Source organism: Dehalococcoidia bacterium (assembly GCA_040902535.1).
In the GTDB taxonomy this organism is placed as follows: domain Bacteria; phylum Chloroflexota; class Dehalococcoidia; order DSTF01; family JACRBR01; genus JBBDXD01.
On record JBBDXD010000001.1, the window covers coordinates 122,122 to 140,640 of the forward strand.

At 65.9% G+C, this 18,519-nt stretch carries 16 protein-coding genes; 10 read left to right on the plus strand and 6 right to left on the minus strand.

The window, feature by feature from the left end; all coding sequences use genetic code 11:
• The first annotated feature begins 135 nt into the window (after positions 1-135).
• From WEB52_00585 to WEB52_00610, 6 genes are all read left to right on the plus strand, one after another.
• Positions 136-894, plus strand: coding sequence for a class I SAM-dependent methyltransferase (locus WEB52_00585; protein ID MEX2224923.1), 759 nt, complete (start codon positions 136-138; stop codon positions 892-894).
• On the plus strand, positions 891-1,658 hold the full coding sequence (locus WEB52_00590) for a hypothetical protein (protein ID MEX2224924.1): 768 nt from the start codon (positions 891-893) through the stop codon (positions 1,656-1,658). Before WEB52_00585 ends, WEB52_00590 begins: the two co-directional genes overlap by 4 nt.
• A 193-nt stretch (positions 1,659-1,851) precedes the next feature.
• Positions 1,852-2,157, plus strand: a complete 306-nt coding sequence (locus WEB52_00595; GenBank protein ID MEX2224925.1) for a hypothetical protein — start codon at positions 1,852-1,854, stop codon at positions 2,155-2,157.
• 164 nt (positions 2,158-2,321) lie between these two features.
• Positions 2,322-2,873, plus strand: coding sequence for a hypothetical protein (locus WEB52_00600; GenBank protein MEX2224926.1), 552 nt, complete (start codon positions 2,322-2,324; stop codon positions 2,871-2,873).
• The gene (locus WEB52_00605; protein MEX2224927.1) at positions 2,858-3,190 is read left to right on the plus strand and encodes a hypothetical protein; all 333 of its coding nucleotides are present in this window, start codon (positions 2,858-2,860) and stop codon (positions 3,188-3,190) included. Before WEB52_00600 ends, WEB52_00605 begins: the two co-directional genes overlap by 16 nt.
• 1,658 nt (positions 3,191-4,848) lie before the next feature.
• Entirely contained in the window at positions 4,849-7,239 is a 2,391-nt protein-coding gene (locus WEB52_00610; protein ID MEX2224928.1) for a S8 family serine peptidase, read from the plus strand.
• An 88-nt stretch (positions 7,240-7,327) separates the two neighbouring features.
• Here WEB52_00610 and WEB52_00615 read toward each other — a convergent pair whose 3' ends face one another.
• The 3 genes from WEB52_00615 to WEB52_00625 all read right to left on the minus strand — a co-directional run bounded on the left by WEB52_00615 (position 7,328) and on the right by WEB52_00625 (position 9,727).
• Entirely contained in the window at positions 7,328-7,954 is a 627-nt protein-coding gene (locus tag WEB52_00615; GenBank protein MEX2224929.1) for a hypothetical protein, read from the minus strand.
• A gap of 132 nt (positions 7,955-8,086) precedes the next feature.
• Positions 8,087-8,986 carry a hypothetical protein gene (locus WEB52_00620; protein MEX2224930.1) on the minus strand — a complete coding sequence of 300 codons (900 nt, stop codon included), beginning with the start codon at positions 8,984-8,986 and terminating at the stop codon, positions 8,087-8,089.
• A gap of 375 nt (positions 8,987-9,361) precedes the next feature.
• Positions 9,362-9,727 carry a VOC family protein gene (locus WEB52_00625; protein ID MEX2224931.1) on the minus strand — a complete coding sequence of 122 codons (366 nt, stop codon included), beginning with the start codon at positions 9,725-9,727 and terminating at the stop codon, positions 9,362-9,364.
• A gap of 138 nt (positions 9,728-9,865) precedes the next feature.
• Between WEB52_00625 and WEB52_00630 the strand changes: the two genes are divergently transcribed.
• Positions 9,866-11,368, plus strand: coding sequence for a helicase HerA-like domain-containing protein (locus WEB52_00630; GenBank protein MEX2224932.1), 1,503 nt, complete (start codon positions 9,866-9,868; stop codon positions 11,366-11,368).
• A gap of 49 nt (positions 11,369-11,417) precedes the next feature.
• Here WEB52_00630 and WEB52_00635 read toward each other — a convergent pair whose 3' ends face one another.
• On the minus strand, positions 11,418-11,849 hold the full coding sequence (locus WEB52_00635) for a VOC family protein (protein ID MEX2224933.1): 432 nt from the start codon (positions 11,847-11,849) through the stop codon (positions 11,418-11,420).
• A 153-nt stretch (positions 11,850-12,002) separates the two neighbouring features.
• On the opposite strand from WEB52_00635, the gene WEB52_00640 reads away from it, so the two are divergent.
• A complete protein-coding gene (locus WEB52_00640; GenBank protein MEX2224934.1) occupies positions 12,003-13,136 on the plus strand; it encodes an exo-alpha-sialidase in 1,134 nt (377 codons plus the stop codon).
• Between the two features lie 114 nt (positions 13,137-13,250).
• On the opposite strand, the gene WEB52_00645 is transcribed toward WEB52_00640, so the two are convergent.
• On the minus strand, positions 13,251-14,684 hold the full coding sequence (locus WEB52_00645; protein ID MEX2224935.1) for an FAD-binding oxidoreductase: 1,434 nt from the start codon (positions 14,682-14,684) through the stop codon (positions 13,251-13,253).
• A gap of 257 nt (positions 14,685-14,941) precedes the next feature.
• On the opposite strand from WEB52_00645, the gene WEB52_00650 reads away from it, so the two are divergent.
• Together WEB52_00650 and WEB52_00655 are read left to right on the plus strand one after the other, a co-directional pair.
• Positions 14,942-16,054, plus strand: coding sequence for a carbon-nitrogen hydrolase family protein (locus tag WEB52_00650; GenBank protein MEX2224936.1), 1,113 nt, complete (start codon positions 14,942-14,944; stop codon positions 16,052-16,054).
• 22 nt (positions 16,055-16,076) lie between these two features.
• Positions 16,077-16,718 (plus strand): DNA-3-methyladenine glycosylase, encoded by a 642-nt coding sequence (locus WEB52_00655; protein MEX2224937.1) that lies wholly within the window; start codon positions 16,077-16,079, stop codon positions 16,716-16,718.
• Positions 16,719-16,723: 5 nt separating this feature from the next.
• On the opposite strand, the gene mutL is transcribed toward WEB52_00655, so the two are convergent.
• Complete coding sequence (gene mutL / locus WEB52_00660) at positions 16,724-18,451, minus strand: DNA mismatch repair endonuclease MutL (GenBank protein ID MEX2224938.1); 1,728 nt, start codon at positions 18,449-18,451, stop codon at positions 16,724-16,726.
• Between the last annotated feature and the right edge of the window lie 68 nt (positions 18,452-18,519).

The following is an 18,519-nucleotide window of genomic DNA, read 5'->3' on the forward strand; positions in this document are numbered from 1 at the left end:
GCGACTATCGTTTGATAGTGTCGCCCGGCGATGTCCTCGCTGATCGCGTGGAAGTCGCCTCGCAAGGGTGTCCCCTCACGATGCGGCTCATAGAGGCCTTCGCGCTTCCGCGGTACCCTCTCCTTGGAGGTTGGCATGATGCCCACGCGACCGACTGCGACCGCAGGCGATATTAGGCGCGCGATGGAGCCGGCCGTCCACGCGGCCGCGGTACCACTCACACTCTTTTCAGCGATCGCGAGGAGCTACGACGGTCCCGCCCAAGCATTGAGCCTTCTCCAGTACCGCCGCTGGCACCGACAGGTGCAATCCGAGATTGGCGTGGAACCGCCGGCTCGAATTCTGGACATGGCGACCGGGACCGGCGCCATCGCGTTACGTCTCGGTCGCCAGTCAGGAATGCAGGTGGTGGGCGCCGATGTCACAAGGGAGATGCTCTCATCGGCGTGTGAGCGCGCGCTCAGTCAAGGCGTCAGGCTCGATCTCTTGGAGTGCACCGCCGAGATGATCCCCTTCAGAGATGGCGTGTTCGACGCCGTGGTGTTCAGTTATCTCCTGCGCTACGTGTCGGACGTCGCCTGGACGGTCCGCCAGCTCGCTGACCTTGTCCGGCCCGGGGGGAGACTCGTCTCTCTTGAGTTCGCCGTTCCAAGCGGCATACCGTATCCGCTGTGGCGTTTGTACACCGACCTTTTCCTTCCTGTCGCGGGTGCGGCCTTCGCGGCAAACTGGCGACGCGTCGGCTCGTTTCTTGGGCCGAGCATCCGGGACTTCTACCGACGATGGCCCGAGGATCGGCTCGTGGATCTCTGGTACGAGTGCGGTCTGCGCGACGTGCGTGTGCGACATCTCTCGCTCGGTGGAGCAATGGTGATGTCCGGCACGAGGGCGTGACGAGGCCGTCGCGGCTCGGCCTGCGCGATCCGACCGCTGCGTCGGCGTCTCCGCCTGCTTTTTACGCGCTGCGCCCCGGCGCATGGCGCGATTACGTCACGTTGCTCCACCCGCCCTACACCATCTGGCACCTAAGTTACGTGGTCATGGGTGCCGCGCTGGCCCCCACGGTTCATTACGATCGCCTCAGCGCCAGCTTGCTCGCTTTCTTCCTGGCACTTGGCCTCGGCGCCCACGCGCTCGACGAACTCAATGGACGCCCCCTGCAGACGCACATCCCGGACCGCGTGTTACGTGGCATCGCCATCGGAGGGATCGCCGGCGCCGCAGGGCTGGGAGGCCTCGGGGTGGCGCTCGTCTCTCCGTGGTTGCTCGCCTTCGTGGCGTTTGGCGCCTTCATTGCTCCTGCCTACAACCTGGAATGGTTCCACGGTCGCCTGCACTCGGATCTGTGGTTTGCGGCCGCCTGGGGTGCCTTCCCGTTCCTCACGAGCTACTGGGTGAACGCCGAGCATCTCGGTCCAGCGGCTGGCGTCGGTGCGGTTGCGGTGTTGCTCGTTAGCCTGGTGCAACGCGTGCTGAGCAAGCGCGTGCGTGAAATCCGCCGGCGAGCACGCGTGATCGTGGGACACGTAACCGATGTGAGCGGAGAGACGCACGTGATCGATCGCGCATGGGTTATCGCCACCGACGAATCGGCTCTGATGCTGCTCTCTGTAGCGCTTGCATTACTGAGCATCGCGATGTTGGTGGCCCGGATGTGAGCGCTGATCCCGAGGCCGGTTCGGGGTCGGATTGGGTGCTCGCACGACACGATCGTCCCGTAGCGATCGCCCCGGCAAGTGACCTCCTCCCCTTCGAGATTGCAGGCAGGGCGTGGATCAATGATGCATGACCGTGTTCCCCTACCGCGACCGCGGCTACGTCCGCCCCATCAGCGATCGCACGCGTGAGACGATGTTCGAGATCACGACGCTCGACGGCTCGATGATTGTATGGGGCGCGCACTACCGACCTGACGAATTCTGCGCGCCGTTGGCCGACGACGGCGCAACGGTGGCCGTCCTGGGGCGCTGCTCGACCGCCTCTGGCCTCTCGCTCGACGTTTACGACGGGCTGAGGACCGATGCCGGTTTTCCGCGTCGAGTTGGGAAGCTGGCGCAACTACGATCCGTCCTGGAAGCGCGACCGGACATGGGGATCTCCACACTTCCCCCGATCTCCGATCGCTCCGGCGTGAAAGAGGATTCTCCTGCTTGTTGACACGCTTCCGGAACCAAGAGTATAAGTGTTGTTGCTGCTTATCCTTGGAGAAACTAGTGGGCACTGTCACTCACCCAGCTACAGGTTCAACCGCGTCGCCCCCTCCGGCGCCAGGACCGCCCTCCGGGACGTGCAGGTTCACGAGCGACTCCGGCATCCTGCTCGTGGATGTTCCCTGCCTGATTGAAGAAGGCGTCGATCCCACGGCACGGATCGCTCGCCCTGGCGTCCCCGCTGCCGGTGAGTCGATCTTTGTCGAAACTGGCAACCCCCTGCGAATTCAATACCAGGGCCAGGTGTTAAAGACGCTCGCACTGGATCTTCGCGGCGCCATCGACCTTCTTCTGACCGTCGATCCCGACAGCAACTCGACAAGACTCGTACGGCGAGCGTCGTTCACCGTCCACGTCCGAGAGGGCGGGGGCGATCCGCCCGCGACCAAAGACAGCGTTGCTCCTCAGCTGTGTGTTAAACGTACGATGGTGCAGTTTGCGCTCGCGTCGGTCCGTGCCGCCAATAACGTCCTGACGGCGGTGATCGGGCTGCTCGCCATCGCCGCTGGCAGCAGCTCTGCCATCCTCTTAGCACTGGGTGAACGCCAATATGCGGCGCTGTCCGCGGCCGTCGTCCTCGTGATCCTGATCATCCTCCTCGTGTTCATCGTCGTTAGCTGGTTTCGCCGCGAGTCCGAGGTGTCGAGATGTCTGAGGAAATAGTCCCGCCCAACGAGGTGGTATTGGAACTCGATGGAAGCGAAGCGGTCGAGGCCGGCACGTCGCGCCGCATCACGATCAGGCTTCCCCGTTCCGACGTCCAGCAGATGATCGACTACGAGGTCACGGATGACGAGGGCAACCGCGTGCAGTCGCAGAGGTTCCGCACGTCTCGAGGCGTCGATGCTATCCAGTCAATTTTAGAGGCACCACCCTCGATCGGGTCGGGCAAGCTGAATGTCGCCATCAAGGTGATGCTTGAGGGCGACGAGGACGCATTGCCGATCATCTTCGAAGACAGCTTTGACGTAAAAGCATAGACATCCGTCGGCATCCGTTCACAGCTGGACCCAGGGCGCCCTCGGAATCGATCCTGAAGGCTATGTTCTGTCTGGTCATGCCCACAGTCGCGAAGCCACCGCGACACGATGGCGGAGTCGTGCGATCGCCCGGCCGTAGCGCGGCAGGGATGGCGTTACGGAGAAGGTAGACCCACTTACGCCGTTTCGTTCGATCGCGCACGGAGCCCTATAAGTGCGAGGAGAGTCCCTGCTCCGGCAAGGAGAACAGCCAGCATCATGGGGAGACGCTTCCGATTTTCGAATGCCTCAGAACTGCCTGCGGTTGGGAGCGACAGGGACGACGGCCCGACGTCTCCATAGTCACCTGCGGGATCGACGGACGCATCGCGGTCTAGAGTGGCGTCGTCCTGGCCGTCTGTACCTTCGGCGGCGGGTGCGTCGACGTCGCTTGCCGGCGGTGCACCTTCAGGTGCTGTGGGCGTGAAGCGCGGCGCCTGCACGTTCGGGGCTGCTGGATCACCTGGTGTTGACGCGAGGCTCGTCGGGGTCGCGGTAGCGGTGGGTGTCTGAGTCACCGTGTCTGTGGACGTCGGAGTGGCTGTGTCTGGAAGCGGCGTATCCGTTGATGTTGCCGTTCCCGTGTGAGTCGCCGTGATGGTCGCCGTCGCCGTGTCCGGGAGCGATGTCTCGGTTGGTATTGGCGTCGGGGTGTGCGTGGGCGTCGGAGTTGCCGTGCCCGGAAGCGGTGTCTCGGTCGGCGTCTCCGTAGGATCATTCACGGCCGCCAAAACGTCCGACGGACCGGTCCCTCGCGCACTGAGCACCGCTGCTGCAGCGACGAGCACGGTCATGAGCGCGACAACGACACCAATGCGCATGGCCATCTCCGACTTCTCCGCGAACTACATACTTCTATCGGTCGGTCAGCGGATTAAGAGGAGGGTGTGTGCATCTTCCATGCGCGCCGCCGGTCATACACGATCACGAGATAGCGCCCGGCGGGGCGCCTCCCCACCGCGTTAGGAGCGTGCGAGGTGCGGGCACGTACGGGAAGAAGCGAAGCTGTGCGCAACTTGCATGCGAAACCCATTCGCGCGTGCGGATCCGTGAAGTCCTCTCATCCACGGCCGATCCTCTCGGGGGCGACTTGACCTCGCCATGGAGGATTCCATGCCCAGGTGGTACATCGGGTTCGTCATCGCACTCGCAGTGTTGTCGCTGTTTGCGAGCCTAGGAGCCGCAATCATCAAGCCTCTGCTCGCAATCGCAGCGTGGTTCGTCTGGCTCTTCGTTCGCAACTTGGTACGTGGTGCAAGAATCCAAACGAATACCGGTGTGACCGTGACAGGCGACGTCTCTGTTCGTGGTGCTGCCCAACGAGCGAAGTTCTGTTCGGAATGCGGTACACCGCATGCTCCGACAGGCACGTACTGCCACGTTTGCGGGACGCGTATCCAACAGTAGCGTGCTGATGTCGCGCCTCATCGCGTCGGCACGTCCGCATTACCCGCATCTCCCGCATCCGAATCTGAAATAGGGCGTCACCGGTTGGCCGCGACCTCGCCGCACCACGCCGCTCACCGGATGGTCGCTTCCGCATCTGGCCTCTGCCTGCCCTCCCGCGCGTCGCGTAGAATGGGCGGACTCGTCTCGATGGTAGCGCAAGTCCGGAGACCGTGACGATCGAACACAGCCGTCGCTCACTTCTGATCGTTCGCGTTAGCGCGCTGGCGCTGATGTTGGTCGCGATTGGTGCTGCGCCCGCGCGTCCTGCCCGAAGCGATGCTTTCGACCGTGACGAGATCGCGATCGTGTCCATGAAGGCACAGAATCCTCCAGTCGCGCCTCGGACCACGCTTGATCGCACGCGCGCGCGAAACGAGATAGCAACGCTCCGCGACCAAGTCCTGCGCGACGTCCCACCGAATTCCCTGTCCATAATCGCGACGTACGAACTCATACCGGCGATGGTAGTCAAGGCGCCGCCCCCGGCCCTCGATGCATTGGCCAGCCATCCCCTTGTGTCCGCCGTTTCATCCAATATCAGCGTCCATGCCGATTTGCAGCAGTCATCCTTGCTCATCAATGCACCGACCGTGCACCAGTCGCTGAACCGCACCGGCGCCGGAGTCGTGGTCGCGGTGCTGGACAGCGGCATCGACTCCGATCATCCGCTCTTAGCCGACGACCTGGTGTACCAGAGGTGCTTCTTGCTGGCCGGGACGTGTCCCGGGGGTGGACAGGTGGGAGGCTCCGCGGAAGACGGCAACTCCCACGGCACCCACGTTTCAGGGATCGTGACGGCCTCCGGGACGGCGCCCGGCATCGCGCCCGATGCGCAGATCAAGGCGTTCAAAATCCTCGACAATGCAGGCAACGGCACTGTTGCAGACATTCTTTCTGCGTATGACGAAATTCTGGCGGAGCACGGCGATGTGCGCATCATCAACCTGAGTTTGGGCGATGGCGCCAGCCACGCCGACGGCACGTGCGAATCATTCATCCCGGCGTTCACCGATGCCGTCGCTGCCAGTAACGCTGCCGGCATCGTCACGTTTGCCGCATCCGGGAATAGCACGTCGAAGACGGGCCTCGCGTATCCCGCGTGCCTGCAGGGCGTGGCATCCGTCGGTGCCGTCTACGATGCTAACGTGGGCGCGGTGGCCTGGTCAGCCTGCATGGACCTCACGACGGCCGCCGACGCGGTGACCTGCTTTTCTCAATCCAGCGCCGGCTTGGAACTGCTCGCCCCCGGCGCGCGCGTTACGTCGACGGTCGTCGGTGGCACGGGCACATGGGGAGGGACCTCCATGGCCTCGCCGATGGCGGCCGGCGCCGCGGCGCTTGTCCTGGAGGCGGAGCCCGGCCTCACGCCCGAGCAGTTGCGCACGCGACTCAAGCAGCGCGGGAAGATCATCATCGATCCCGCAAACGGCGTCGCGACCTGCCGCGTCGACGCCCTGGCGGCCGTCCTCGACGACTCAGCCTTTCCGTGCGACCCGGCGCCGGGAGACGCTGACAGCGATGGCCTGGCTGATGTCTACGAGGGCGCCCACGCCTGCCTCGATCCGCTCACACCCGACGCAACGGCCGACCCGGACGGCGACGGCCTCGAGAACGCCCAGGAAGAGTTCCTCGCCACGGATCCTTGCGTTCACGATACCGATGGCGATGGGCTCGGCGACGGTACCGAGGATACGCTCGGCACCGACCCGCTCGCGCCAGACAGCGACGGCGACGGCATCACCGACGGCGGTGACCTCGCCCAGGGGACGAGTCCTCTCAGCCCCGACACCGATGGCGACGGGTTCAAGGATAAGCCAGCTACTTCGCACGCCCCCTTGAATGCAAACACTGACGAGGACAGCTGCCCCACCATCGCCAACCCGGATCAGCAGAATTCGGAAGGCGCCGCCGGCAATGGCCCATCTCTGGCCGGCGACGATCTCACGGTGCCGCAAAGCGATGCTACGGGCGATGTCTGCGACCTCGACGACGACAACGACGGTCTTGCCGACATCGACGAGCAATCCGCCGATGCGTGCGGCGCGTTCAACCTGAGTGAGACCCTGCATCCAAACGCCGCACGCGGCGACAACACCAACGATGACAACGGCAACGGCATCCCGGCGCCGCCCATGGGCACCGATGGCACGGACGACGGGCCGAGCTGGGACACCGACAACGACGGCGTGCGAGACGGCTATGAGTGCCTGCGGGGCACGCACCCCCGAGACCGCCTCAGCAAGCCCGGGCCGTTGCCTGATGACAGCGCTGATGCCGACGCCGATGGCCTGCTCAACGGGTGGGAGCGGCGGCAATGGGGTACGGCGGCCACCGTCATCGACAGCGACGGCGATGGCATGGGCGACTGCCGCGAGGCGGCCGACGTCGATGGGAACGGCGCTCTCAATTCGACCGGGGATCTACTCGCGTACGCGCATGCCATCTTCAACAATGGACCGCAGACCCAGGACTTCGATTTCGATGGAAGCGGCGTCGCGAACTCGACCGGCGACTTCTTGGCCATCGCCCAGCGTATCTTCAACGCGAAGCCTTGCCTCTAGCGCATCCCCCGCCCTCACCACACGCCGTAATCGCCAAGGTGGCGGCGCTTCTGGTCTCGTCATGCCATTCCGTGGGCGGGCGGCGCGGTCACGGGTAGGAACGAAGGCGCGCACCGAACGCGGGGTCCGCTCCCACTTCAGCCATCGTGTCGGCAACGGCAATCTTGACCGGATCCCGATCCAGCAGCAGATTCCGCAGCAGTCGCGACGCGGCTACATCGTTATGCTCGGGCGTCACCGGGTAGTCCCAGCTGATGAATTCCTTCGCTCCTCTGGCGATGAACGCCAGGGCGAGGGCGTCGTCCAGCATGCCATCACAGCCCATCAAAATGATGGTCGCATCGTCGAGGTACCCTGCCAGCGCCTGCTCGATGAACGTTGGCCGCACACCGACGTAACGTTTGCCCGGCTCATACGTATTGGTCACGATACCCAGCAGATCCAGCGGCAGTCCGCGCTCCTTGATCGAAGCATCTACCGGCTCCGAAGTGAATAACGTGGCGGCACCCCACGCGCCATTCACGTTCTCGCGCGCGACGTGTGATCGGAGCAGGACCACGTCGTACCGCCCGTCTGGCAAGTGCCGGTAGAAGTCCACCGTGACTTGTTCGCCCGGCACGTAGTCGACCTCGTAGCCGGCGCCTTCCAGCAAAGATGTCGCCTCGTCGATCAACCCGCTATTTGGGATCGCGGACGATAGCTGATCGACGATCACGGCCCGCGGCCCTGTCTCGTCCGGTCGATCTTCCCGGCGCACTAACGCCAGGGCGGCTGCCGCCACGGCCGCGCAGATCACGAGGCCGGCGAATACGATCCCCGTGCGACGCAAGCCTGGCATGGGAACCCTTCAGCCCCTCCGCCAACGAAGGAAGCCGCCGGTCGCCGCGAGCGCTAGCAGTGCTGCCAGCGCCCCGTACGCATAGCCGCGCCACGGCCTGCCATCGTCATTGCTCCCGGACGAAATCGGGGCGACCGCTTCTGAACCGGCCGGCTCAACGACGCCTCCCACGGATGTCGGTGCCTGTAGCCGCAGCACCGTGCGGCCATTGTTCCGCGGTGTCTCCAGGTTTGACGCCAGGCTCCCCGGAGCGACGCCGAACGTGGTCAGCGAGACGGCTGCCAACTCATACTCCGCGTCGTTTGCGCTGGGCACGGTTGTCAGAGCTTCGAGCCGCAGCGCGCGCGTGTCCGCCGGCGATGGCAGCGTGGCTGCGGCACTGCCGAAGTGCGCTGTGGCGGAGCCATACGCGAGCGAGTCCACTTCGCCGGGGCCTGCTACTGCGCCTACGTCGCAGTTGTCGTTAAGCCGCGCGAAGTGGACGAGCCCGTTCGCCCCCTGCACCGGATGGAGTGGGTCACCGCCATTCACACCCACCGTATTGGCGCCCGAGAACGTAAAGTCGGGGGCGCCGCCGTTCGCGTACGGGACGAACTCGGACGTCGCAATGAGCACCGAGTCCCCCAGTGCGCCGTTAGGCACCGAGGGTGATCCGGCGGGGAAGGTGAACGTTGCCTTCACGGTCCCTCCGGCGTCGAAGAACTCGATCTTGTGGCCGGCGAGGAAGTTTTGCGAGCTCATGTTCATGCGCAGCTCGACATATTGCACCGCATTGTTCCCCTGATATCCGTGCATCACGGCGTGGATGCGCATGCAGTGGAACGCAGCGAAGGCGGTGCGGCTGGGTGATGCTGCCAGCACAACGAACGCGATCACGAGCGCGACCGACAGCGACCAGACGTAACGCATATGATCCTTCTCCTACCGAGTGGCTGCCAGGCGAGAGGCATGGTTTGCCGCCGCTCGCTACGAGAGTCTCATCCAGCGGCCTGGCGGGGAGCGGTGCTGCTGGAGGGCGATGCTACGCTAATAGCATCCCGACGACAAGCGGCTCGTTCGTCCCAGAAGGCCGGGCCGGGTTCCCGGGGATGTCGGCCACATCCGACTCGAACGAGATCGCCCGTCATCGCTTGACGCCGGACCGGGCGCGGCGGCTTGTTCTCCGCGATCTACGCCTGTCGGACGGCGATGGATTGCACTCGCTCGGAAAGCGCGTCGCCAACGCATTCCCATCTCCTTCAACGTGCGCGTCTCAGTCTGGCGCCGGGCATCATGATCCGCGCATCACGATGCGAGCTGCATGAGCTGGCAGTGGTTCCCATCCGGGTCGACGAACGTCGCGACGATACCGAATCCGGGCTCTTCTGTCGCCGTTCGGACGAAGGTTACTCCGCGCGACTGCAGGCGGCTCTCCTCCGACGCGAGGTCATGGATCAGAAAGTTGAGCATCACGCGGTCGGGGTCCTTCGTCGCGCCCCGCACGCCGCTATGGCGTTCGATGATCAGCGCGATGAATGATGATGATCCCGCCATGAACGCGCCCGGCCCGGCGTCGGGATTCGGCGTCAGGCCCACGATGTCGTGATAGAACGCGATCAAGTCCTCCGGCCGCTCGCTGTTGACGCTGACGACGAACTGATCCACGTCCATCGCTCGACTCCTTCGCGTCTATGCCTTGAGCCCCCATCGTACGGAGCCTGGTTCGCGAATCGGATCGCCGCTCGATCGAGCGGGATCGGTCTCGTTCGGTATGATCGGCAGCAGCATCCGCGCAACGAAAGGTTCGCCATGCCCGATCCGATGCTGATCGCCCGCGGATCGCAAGACGTGCGCCTGCTGCCCCGCATGGCGAACCGTCACGGGCTGATCGCCGGCGCCACGGGCACCGGCAAGACCGTCACGCTGCAGGTGCTCGCCGAGCACTTCAGCCGGGCCGGCGTGCCGGTGTTCGCGGCCGATATCAAGGGCGACCTCTCCGGCATCAGCCGACCCGGCACATCATCGGCGCGCCTGACCGAGCGCCTGCGAACGCTGCGGATCGCCGACCACGAGTTTGCGGGCTGCCCGACGGTCTTTTGGGACGTGTTCGGCGAACGCGGCCATCCGGCGCGTACCACGATCTCGGAAATGGGGCCGCTGCTGCTCTCGCGGCTCCTCAATCTCAACGACACGCAGGAAGGCGTCATCACGCTCGTCTTCCGCGTCGCCGACGACAACGGACTGCTGCTGCTCGATCTCGCTGATCTGCGGGCGATGCTCCAGCACGTCGGCGACAACGCGGCCACCTACAAGACGCAATACGGGAACGTCTCGCCGGCAAGCATCGGCGCCATTCAGCGCGGCCTGCTCGCGCTCGAAGAGCAGGGCGGCGAGCACCTGTTCGGCGAACCGTCGATCATGCTCGAGGATCTCATGCAGACCGACGCGAACGGCAATGGCGTCGTCAACCTGCTCGTCGCCGACCGTCTGCTCAACACACCGCAGGTCTACACGTCGTTCCTGCTCTGGCTGCTTTCCGAGCTCTTTGAGGGGTTGCCCGAAGTGGGCGATCTCGACAAGCCGAAGCTCGTCTTCTTCTTCGACGAGGCGCACCTGCTCTTCGACGACGCGCCCAAGGCGCTGCTCGACCGCATCGAGCAGGTGACGCGGCTCATCCGGTCCAAGGGCGTCGGCGTATATTTCGTCACGCAAAACCCGCTCGACATCCCTCACGAGGTGTTGGGGCAGCTCGGCAACAGGGTGCAGCACGCGTTGCGCGCCTTCACCCCGCGTGACCAGAAAGCGGTCCGCGCCGCGGCAGAAACGTTTCGCGCCAACCCCGCCTTCAAGGTCGAAGATGCGATCACGCAGCTTGGTGTCGGCGAAGCGCTGGTCTCCGTGCTGGACGACGACGGCGCGCCGACGATCGTCGAACGGGCGCTCATCATGCCGCCGCACGGACAGATCGGCGCCATAGACGATGCACAGCGCAAGCAGATCATGGCATCATCGGTGATCGCGGGCCACTACGAGAAGGAAGTTGATCGCGAGTCGGCTTACGAGATGCTCAAGACGCGCGCGGCAGCGTCGGAGGCGGAGGCCGCTCGCGACGCCGCAGAGCGCGAGCAACTCGCAGAAGCGAAGCGCGAGAACGCACGCGCGAAGAAGGCGCCGGCTGCGCCGCGACGGCGGCAATCGGACAGCATGGCGGAGACGGTCGCAAAAAGTACCGCGCGTTCCGCCAGCAGTCAGCTCGGACGCAGCCTCACGCGCGGCATCCTGGGCTCACTCTTCGGCAAACGCCGCTCGTAGTCGATCGCGCGAGCACAATCGCTCACCTCGGATGGTCGCCGGTATGCGGCTACGATACGCCCGCTGCCCCTGGCGGCGCTCCCCGCATACTCGCGTCCCGCGGGCTGTGAAAGCCGACGGTATTACCGTCCGGATCGAGCACTTCGGCGTATCGCGCGCCCCAGAAGGCGTCGATAGGCGCCAGTTCGCTGTCGTACCCGGCCGCGGTGAGGTCGTGGTAGAGGTCGTCCACGGCCTGCCGTGACGGCACGTCGAACTGCAGGGCCATCGCGCCCTTACCCGGCGGCGCCTGCCAGCCGGGGTTGTACGACTGCGTGAGTGCGTGGCTGCCAAGCGCTACCACGACGCCGCTGGCCAGCGAGAAGACGGCGTGCTGCTCGTCGTCCGGCACGTCGAAGCCGAGCCGTCGATAAAACGCCGCAGTCGCCCGCATATCGCGGACGAAGAGATGCAATCCTGTAAACGTCGGCGGCTGCTTCAAGTGGTGCTCCTTTGGCGGCGCTTGCGAGATGTTGCATCTCGACAAAACATGTCTGTAACCCCCGTCGATCGCGGCGCCAGCCATTCGTCGATCCTTGCGGGAGAGACGAGACCGAAGTATTACACCACGAATAAGTGTGAAGGAGAGCCAAGCATGAAGCTGTTGGTCGGCACCAAGAAGGGTGCCTTCATCTACGAATCAGACACGCGCCGTGAAAAGTGGCGCGTCAGCGAGCCGATCCTCACCGGCTGGACGGTGTACCACATGGCGGCGGACACCCGGCGGGAGACGCCGCGACTCTACGCGGCGGCGAACCACTGGGCATGGGGGCCGTCCGTCGCGAAGAGCGACGATCACGGCACGGAGTGGGATTGGAAGAGCCCCGGCCTCGCCTTCCCGAAGGACATGGGCGTAACGGTGCAAAACGTCTGGGAAGTCGCGCCGGGCGGGCCCGGCGAGCCGGGCGTCGTGTACGCCGGCGTGCAGCCCGCCGGCCTCTTCCGCAGCGAAGACTGGGGCGCGAACTGGGCGCCCGTCGACGCCCTGAACCGTCACCCGGGCCGCGACAAGTGGTCCGGCACCGGCGGCGGCGACTCGTGCGTCAACTCGATCGAGATCCACCCACGCGACGCGCGCCACATGTATGCCGTGGTCAGCGCCGGCGGCGCCTTTGTCACAAAGGACGGCGGCGCGACCTGGGAAGAGTGCACGCACAACGTCGTCCCGACGACCCAGATGGCGCTCGCCTTCAACGCCGAACTCGCGAAGGAATTCCCGATGGAAGACGTCGACCCCGTGGGCCAGACCGAAATGCACCGCCTGCGCATTGACATGAAGAACCCGGACACCCTGTGGGGCCAGGCGCACACGGGCGTCTTCCGTTCGACCGACGGCGCCAGGACCTGGGTCGATGTCACGGAAGGACTGCCGTCGTTCCACGGCTTCCCGATGGCCGTCACCCGCCGCGGCGCCGACGCCGCCTACGTCGTGCCGCTGGCCTTCGCCGGCATGTACAACAACTTCCGCGTCGCCGATGGCCAGTTCACCGTCTACCGCACGCGCGATGGCGGCGCATCGTGGGAACCGCTGACGAACGGCCTCCCCGGCCCGCACGACTACCAGAGCGTGTACCGCGAAGGCATGGACACCGACGGCGCCGACCCGGAGGGCGTATACGTCGGCACAAGCAACGGCGAAGTGTTCGCGAGCATCGACGGCGGCGATCGCTGGCAGCGCCTGCCGGGTACGCTGCCGCCGATCCTCTCGGTGACCTGCGCCGACGTGTGATGCCGACCGCCTCGCCACGCAGCGCCCGGCGCCTGGCGGTTAAAGCATCTGAACGCGACTCACGTCGTGTCCGCGCGCCCGGCCTCATAGCCGTCGCGCCGATGCAACGCGTGGTTACGTCAACGACAGCTTGTCCGGGTTCAGTACACCCGATGGATCCAGCCCGCGCTTGAGGTGCCGCAACACGTCCAGCCCGGCGCCGTGCTCCTCGCGCATCAGGTGTGCGAGCCGCATCCCGACGCCATGGCAGTACTCCATCGATCCGCCTGCTGCGTGCGCCGCGCGCAGGCACTCGTCGACCATCGCCGACATGCGAACGCGCGCTTCTTCATGTGTCGGCGCGACGTTCGCCATCGCCAGCGAGAACAGTCCGGGAGACACCCACACGCCCGCCTCCAGCACGTGCACGTCGTGCAGCACGGCGACGGCGCATGCCTGCTGCCGATACTGCAATACACGCGACGGCGGCAGCGAAACATGAATGTAGTCGAAACAGCGTCCCTCGCCGCTCGCTGGCGTCACGCCCGCACGCGCCGCTCGGCCTTTCGCGAAATTGTCAGCGACGACGTGGCGGCTGTCCCAGAATTCCTCGACCGCCGCGTCATCGATACGGCTGCCACCGTGCCGCTTGCAGATGTCGGAGGCGCGCGAGACGAGCGCCCGCACTTCCTCGCTGAGGCCATCGAAGCCCAGGAAGAGCGTCGGCGGCGCGGCATCGCGCGCGCCGCGCCATCCAACACCGTCGGGCACGGCCGGGCGTTCGCCATAGTCGAGCAGCGCCGGCGCGATCCCCAGCGCGTGCAGCGCCAGGATCGCGGCGAAGCCGCGTTCGAAATTCGCGAATCTGTAGCCTACGCGCTGGCGCGACTCGGGAAGCGGGAAGACGCGCAACGCGGCGGCGGTGATGATGCCGAACTGGCCTTCGCCACCGACGATCAGTGATGACAGGTCGGCGCCTGCCGACTTCGGACGCACCGGCCGCGTGTGGACGATAGACCCGTCGGCCATCACCGCTTCGAAGCCGAGCACCTGCTGGCCCATGCTGCCGTATTTGCCGCCCAAGAACCCAAGGCCGTTCGTCGAAATCGTACCGCCGATCGTGGCGATGCCGTATGTCCACGGATCGTGGCCGATCATCAGCCCGTGGGGCCGCAACGCGTCATCGACCTGCTCGAGCACTGCGCCTGCTTCGACCCATGCGATACGTGACGTCACGTCGATCTCGCGCACGCGCGCCATGCGTTTGGTGTCGATGACAATGCCCCGCCGCGTAGAGCGCGCGGCGCCCATCAGGCCGGTGCCACCACCGCGCGTCACGACCGAAGAACCGGTCTCGTTCGCGACGCGTACGATCGCCACCACGTCGTCGGGCGTACACGGATAGACGACCGCCATGGGCCGGACGTGCGATCCATCGTCGAACCCGCGCTGGCTGCCCAGCGCGTCCCAGCCGGCGGCGTCGCGTGTCGCTTCGTCGAAGGCGACACCGCTATCGCCGAGCAACCGTGTCAGCCGCGCGATGAGGCCGTCGTGCATTTCTTCAGCCATCGTGGCTGCAGCGTAGCAACCGCCTGAGCAGCCCGGAGGTAGAAGCTGCAGCGTGGGGTTTCGCGTGGGCATCTGGGATACGCTCGGCGTCTGAAGAGATCGCCCGCAAAGCACTTCACGGCCTCCGCACGATTTCCAAAGCTCGCCCTTTCGAAAATCAGGCGCTCGCCTGATGACTCTGCTGGCCGATCTGGACGTTATGGCTGGTAGAATGCACCGCTCGCGCGGACGGGCGGACAACGGGAGGATCATCAACCGTGGACAATCTGCCGAAGTACGTCGCCGCGGCCGTGCAAGCATCGCCCGTCTACCTCGACCGTGAAGCGACGATCGACAAGGCCTGCGAACTCATCGTCGAGGCCGGCAACGCGGGCGCGCGCCTCATCGTCTTTCCTGAGACCTGGGTCCCGATGTACCCGTTCTGGCATTCATCGCCCGGCGTCTTTTCCAGCAAGCTCTTCGTAAAACTGTGGAAGAACGCCGTCGAAGTCCCGTCGCGGGAGACGAATCAGCTTGCGCAGGCCGCGAAGCGCGCAAACGCCTACGTCGCCATCGGCATCAACGAACGAGACACGATCGGCCGCGGCACGATCTTCAACACGCTGCTCTACCTCTCGCCGACGGGCGAGGTGATGCACCGGCATCGCAAGCTGATGCCGACGTTCACCGAACGCACGATCTGGGGCTGCGGCGACGGCTCGGACCTGGACGTCGTCGACACTGAGATCGGGCGCCTGGGCGGCTTGATTTGCTGGGAACACGAAATGACGCTCGCAAAGTATGCGCTCTACGCCCAGGGCGAGCAGGTGCACTGCGGCGTCTGGCCCGCATACACATCGCAGAACGACCACATCGACTTCGGTTCGCGGCAGTACGCGTTCGAGGGCGCCTGCTTCGTCGTCGCCGCGTGCGGCGTCGTCACGCCGGAATCGTATCCCTCCGAGTTGGGCACCGTCCCCGAGGCAAACGGCGGCACCAGCATCATCGGCCCCGACGGCAAGTACCTCGCCGGTCCGGTCTTCGACCGCGAAGAGATCCTGTACGCCGAGATCGACATCGAACACGCGATCCAGCAGAAGCACTCGCGCGACATCGCCGGGCACTACGCACGTCCCGACGTTTTTCAGCTCGTTATGAACACACAACGCAAGCCGATCATGAGCTACACGAACGGCGCCGCGGCGGCGCGATTCGTCGTGGCGACGAGCAACTCGCACGACGCCGCCGACCGCCTGCAGGCGATGCGCGAGTACCTCGGCAGTATCATGGAACGCGCCGGCGCCGATGGCGACGCGGACGTCAACGAAGCGCTCGTCGAAGCGCTCGCATCGATTGACATGGCCGCCTCCGGCATGTGGAGCAGCACCTGACGCAGACCGGAGGCTGACCCGCGTGCGCACGATCATGCGCCGCCGCCCTCTCCCGTACGATGCGGAGGCGGCGCGCAAACAATTGCTGAAATCTGACCCCGTCATGCGCGAGATCGTGAAGAGCGTGGGGCCGTACGCGATCGAAGTGCGCGGGGCGCCCTACCAGTCGCTGTTGCGCGCCATCCTCTACCAGCAACTCGCAGGCCCAGCGGCCGCCGCCATCGAACGGCGCTTCCTCGCCATGTTCGATGGCCGCATTCCGGATCCGCACCAGCTCGCTCCGACGACCGACGAGCGATTGCGCACGGCCGGCATCTCGCGCCAGAAGGCCGGCTACATGCGGAGCATCGCCGAGCATTTCGCGAACGGGCACCTCTCCGACCGCAAGATCATGCGCATGCCGGACGACGAGGTGGTCGCCGCGGTGACGGAGATCAAAGGCGTCGGGCGATGGACGGCGGACATGCTGCTCATGTTCTGCATCGGCCGTCCCGACGTGCTGCCCGTCGGCGACCTCGGCATTCAGAACGCCATGAAGCTTGCGTACGGCCTCGACGCGATGCCGAAGCCCGCCGAGATGGAGACGCTCGCCGAGCCTTGGCGGCCCTACCGCAGCGCCGGATCGTGGTACCTGTGGCGCCGCGGCGATCTGGTCACCCTGTAGTCGCCCTACCGCCTCCGAAACTCCCGCGCGATCGCATCCGCCGCAAGATGCACCATCGTCGGGCGGCCGTGCGGGCACGTGCGCGGCGTCTCGGTTTGCTCGAGCTGGCGCAGCAACTCGCGCTGCTCGTCGCCGCTCATCGTCATCCCCGCCCGCACCGACGCATGGCACGCCAGCGACGCCGCTACGCGATGCGACGCGTCCTGCGGTCCGTCGTCGCGCTGCATGCGGTCCAACAGCTCGATGATGCGCCGGTGCAGGTCCTCGCCTGCCATCGCCGACGGCACGGCGCGCACGACGTAGGCACTATCGCCGAAGTGCTCGATGTCGAAGCCGAGCAACTGCATCGCGCTCGCATGCTCGTTGAGCAGCGCCTGCTGCGGTGCGCTCAGCTCGACGGTCACCGGCTCGAGCAGCCCTTGCACGTCTGGCGCGCCCGCGACGACCGCGGCCAGAAATTTCTCGTACATCACGCGCTCGTGGGCGGCGTGCTGATCGACCAGGTACATGCCGTCCGGCCCTTCGGCGATGACGTACGTGTTGCCGACCTGCCCGACGGCCCGCAGCATCGGCAACCGGTCGACCATGGGTGGCGCCGGCTCAGCGCCGCGCACCGGGTCGTCGACCGGGGCGGGACGCGGCAACGGCGCCTGTACAGGTTGCGGGCGCAGGATCAGCGGCGGCCCTGCGCCGGCGCCGCCGCCCGACCACACCGACGCCGACGCGCTGGGCACGGGCGACCGATCGGACAGCGCACGCCGCGCCGCGCGCTGCAGCATGCCGAACACCTCGCGCTCCCGCCGCAACCGCACCTCGGCTTTCGTCGGATGCACATTGACGTCGACTTCATCGTGCGGGATGCGCAGGTCGAGCACGGCGATCGGATGGCGTCCCACCGGCAACATCCCCTGGTACGCCTCGTCGACCGCGAACGTGAGCGCCCGGTTGCGCACCCAGCGCCGGTTCACGTACAGGCCGATGTAGTTGCGCGACGCCCGGTGCATCCGCGGGTCGGCGACCACGCCCCGAACGCCGATGTCGCCCTCGTGCCGCGGCAAGGCGTCTACTTCGATCGCCGACTCCGCCACGTCGTTGCCGTAGACCGACGCGACGGCATCGATCAGGCTGCCCGTGCCCGGCGTCTGAAGCGTCACCCGCCCGTCGATCGACAGCACGAAGCGCACTTCGGGGTAGGCCATGGCGTAGTGCATGATCACGGTGGACACCTGCGTCGACTCGCCGCCCGGCGCGCGCAGGAATTTCAAGCGCGCCGGCTGCGCCGCGAACAACGACCGCACGGAAAACGACGTCCCCGGCGGCGTCGCGCCCGACCCCTCTTCGACGATCTCGCCGCCGCGCAACCGAAGGCGCGCGCCCACGTCGTTGCCTGCCACGCGCGTCAACAACTCGACGTCGCCCGCCGCCGCGATGCTCGGCAGCGCTTCGCCGCGGAACCCCAGCGTCGCCACGCGCCAGAGGTCGTCCTCGCTGCGCACCTTGCTCGTCGCGTGACGCTCGAAGGCGATCCGCAGTTCGCCCGGGTCGATGCCGCAGCCGTTATCGACGATCCGGATCAGCGCCAAGCCCCCCTCGCGGATCTCGACCGTGATCTGCGTCGCGCCCGCGTCGAGGGAGTTTTCGACGAGTTCCTTGACGACGGAGGCCGGCCGCTCGATGACTTCGCCGGCCGCGATCTTCGCCGCCTCGTGCGGTGCCAGGATCCGAATCGCCACGCGGGACCTCCAGCGGCGATTGTAGCACCGGCGATCCTGCGGCAGACCCGCGCCTCAGGGGAAAAGCG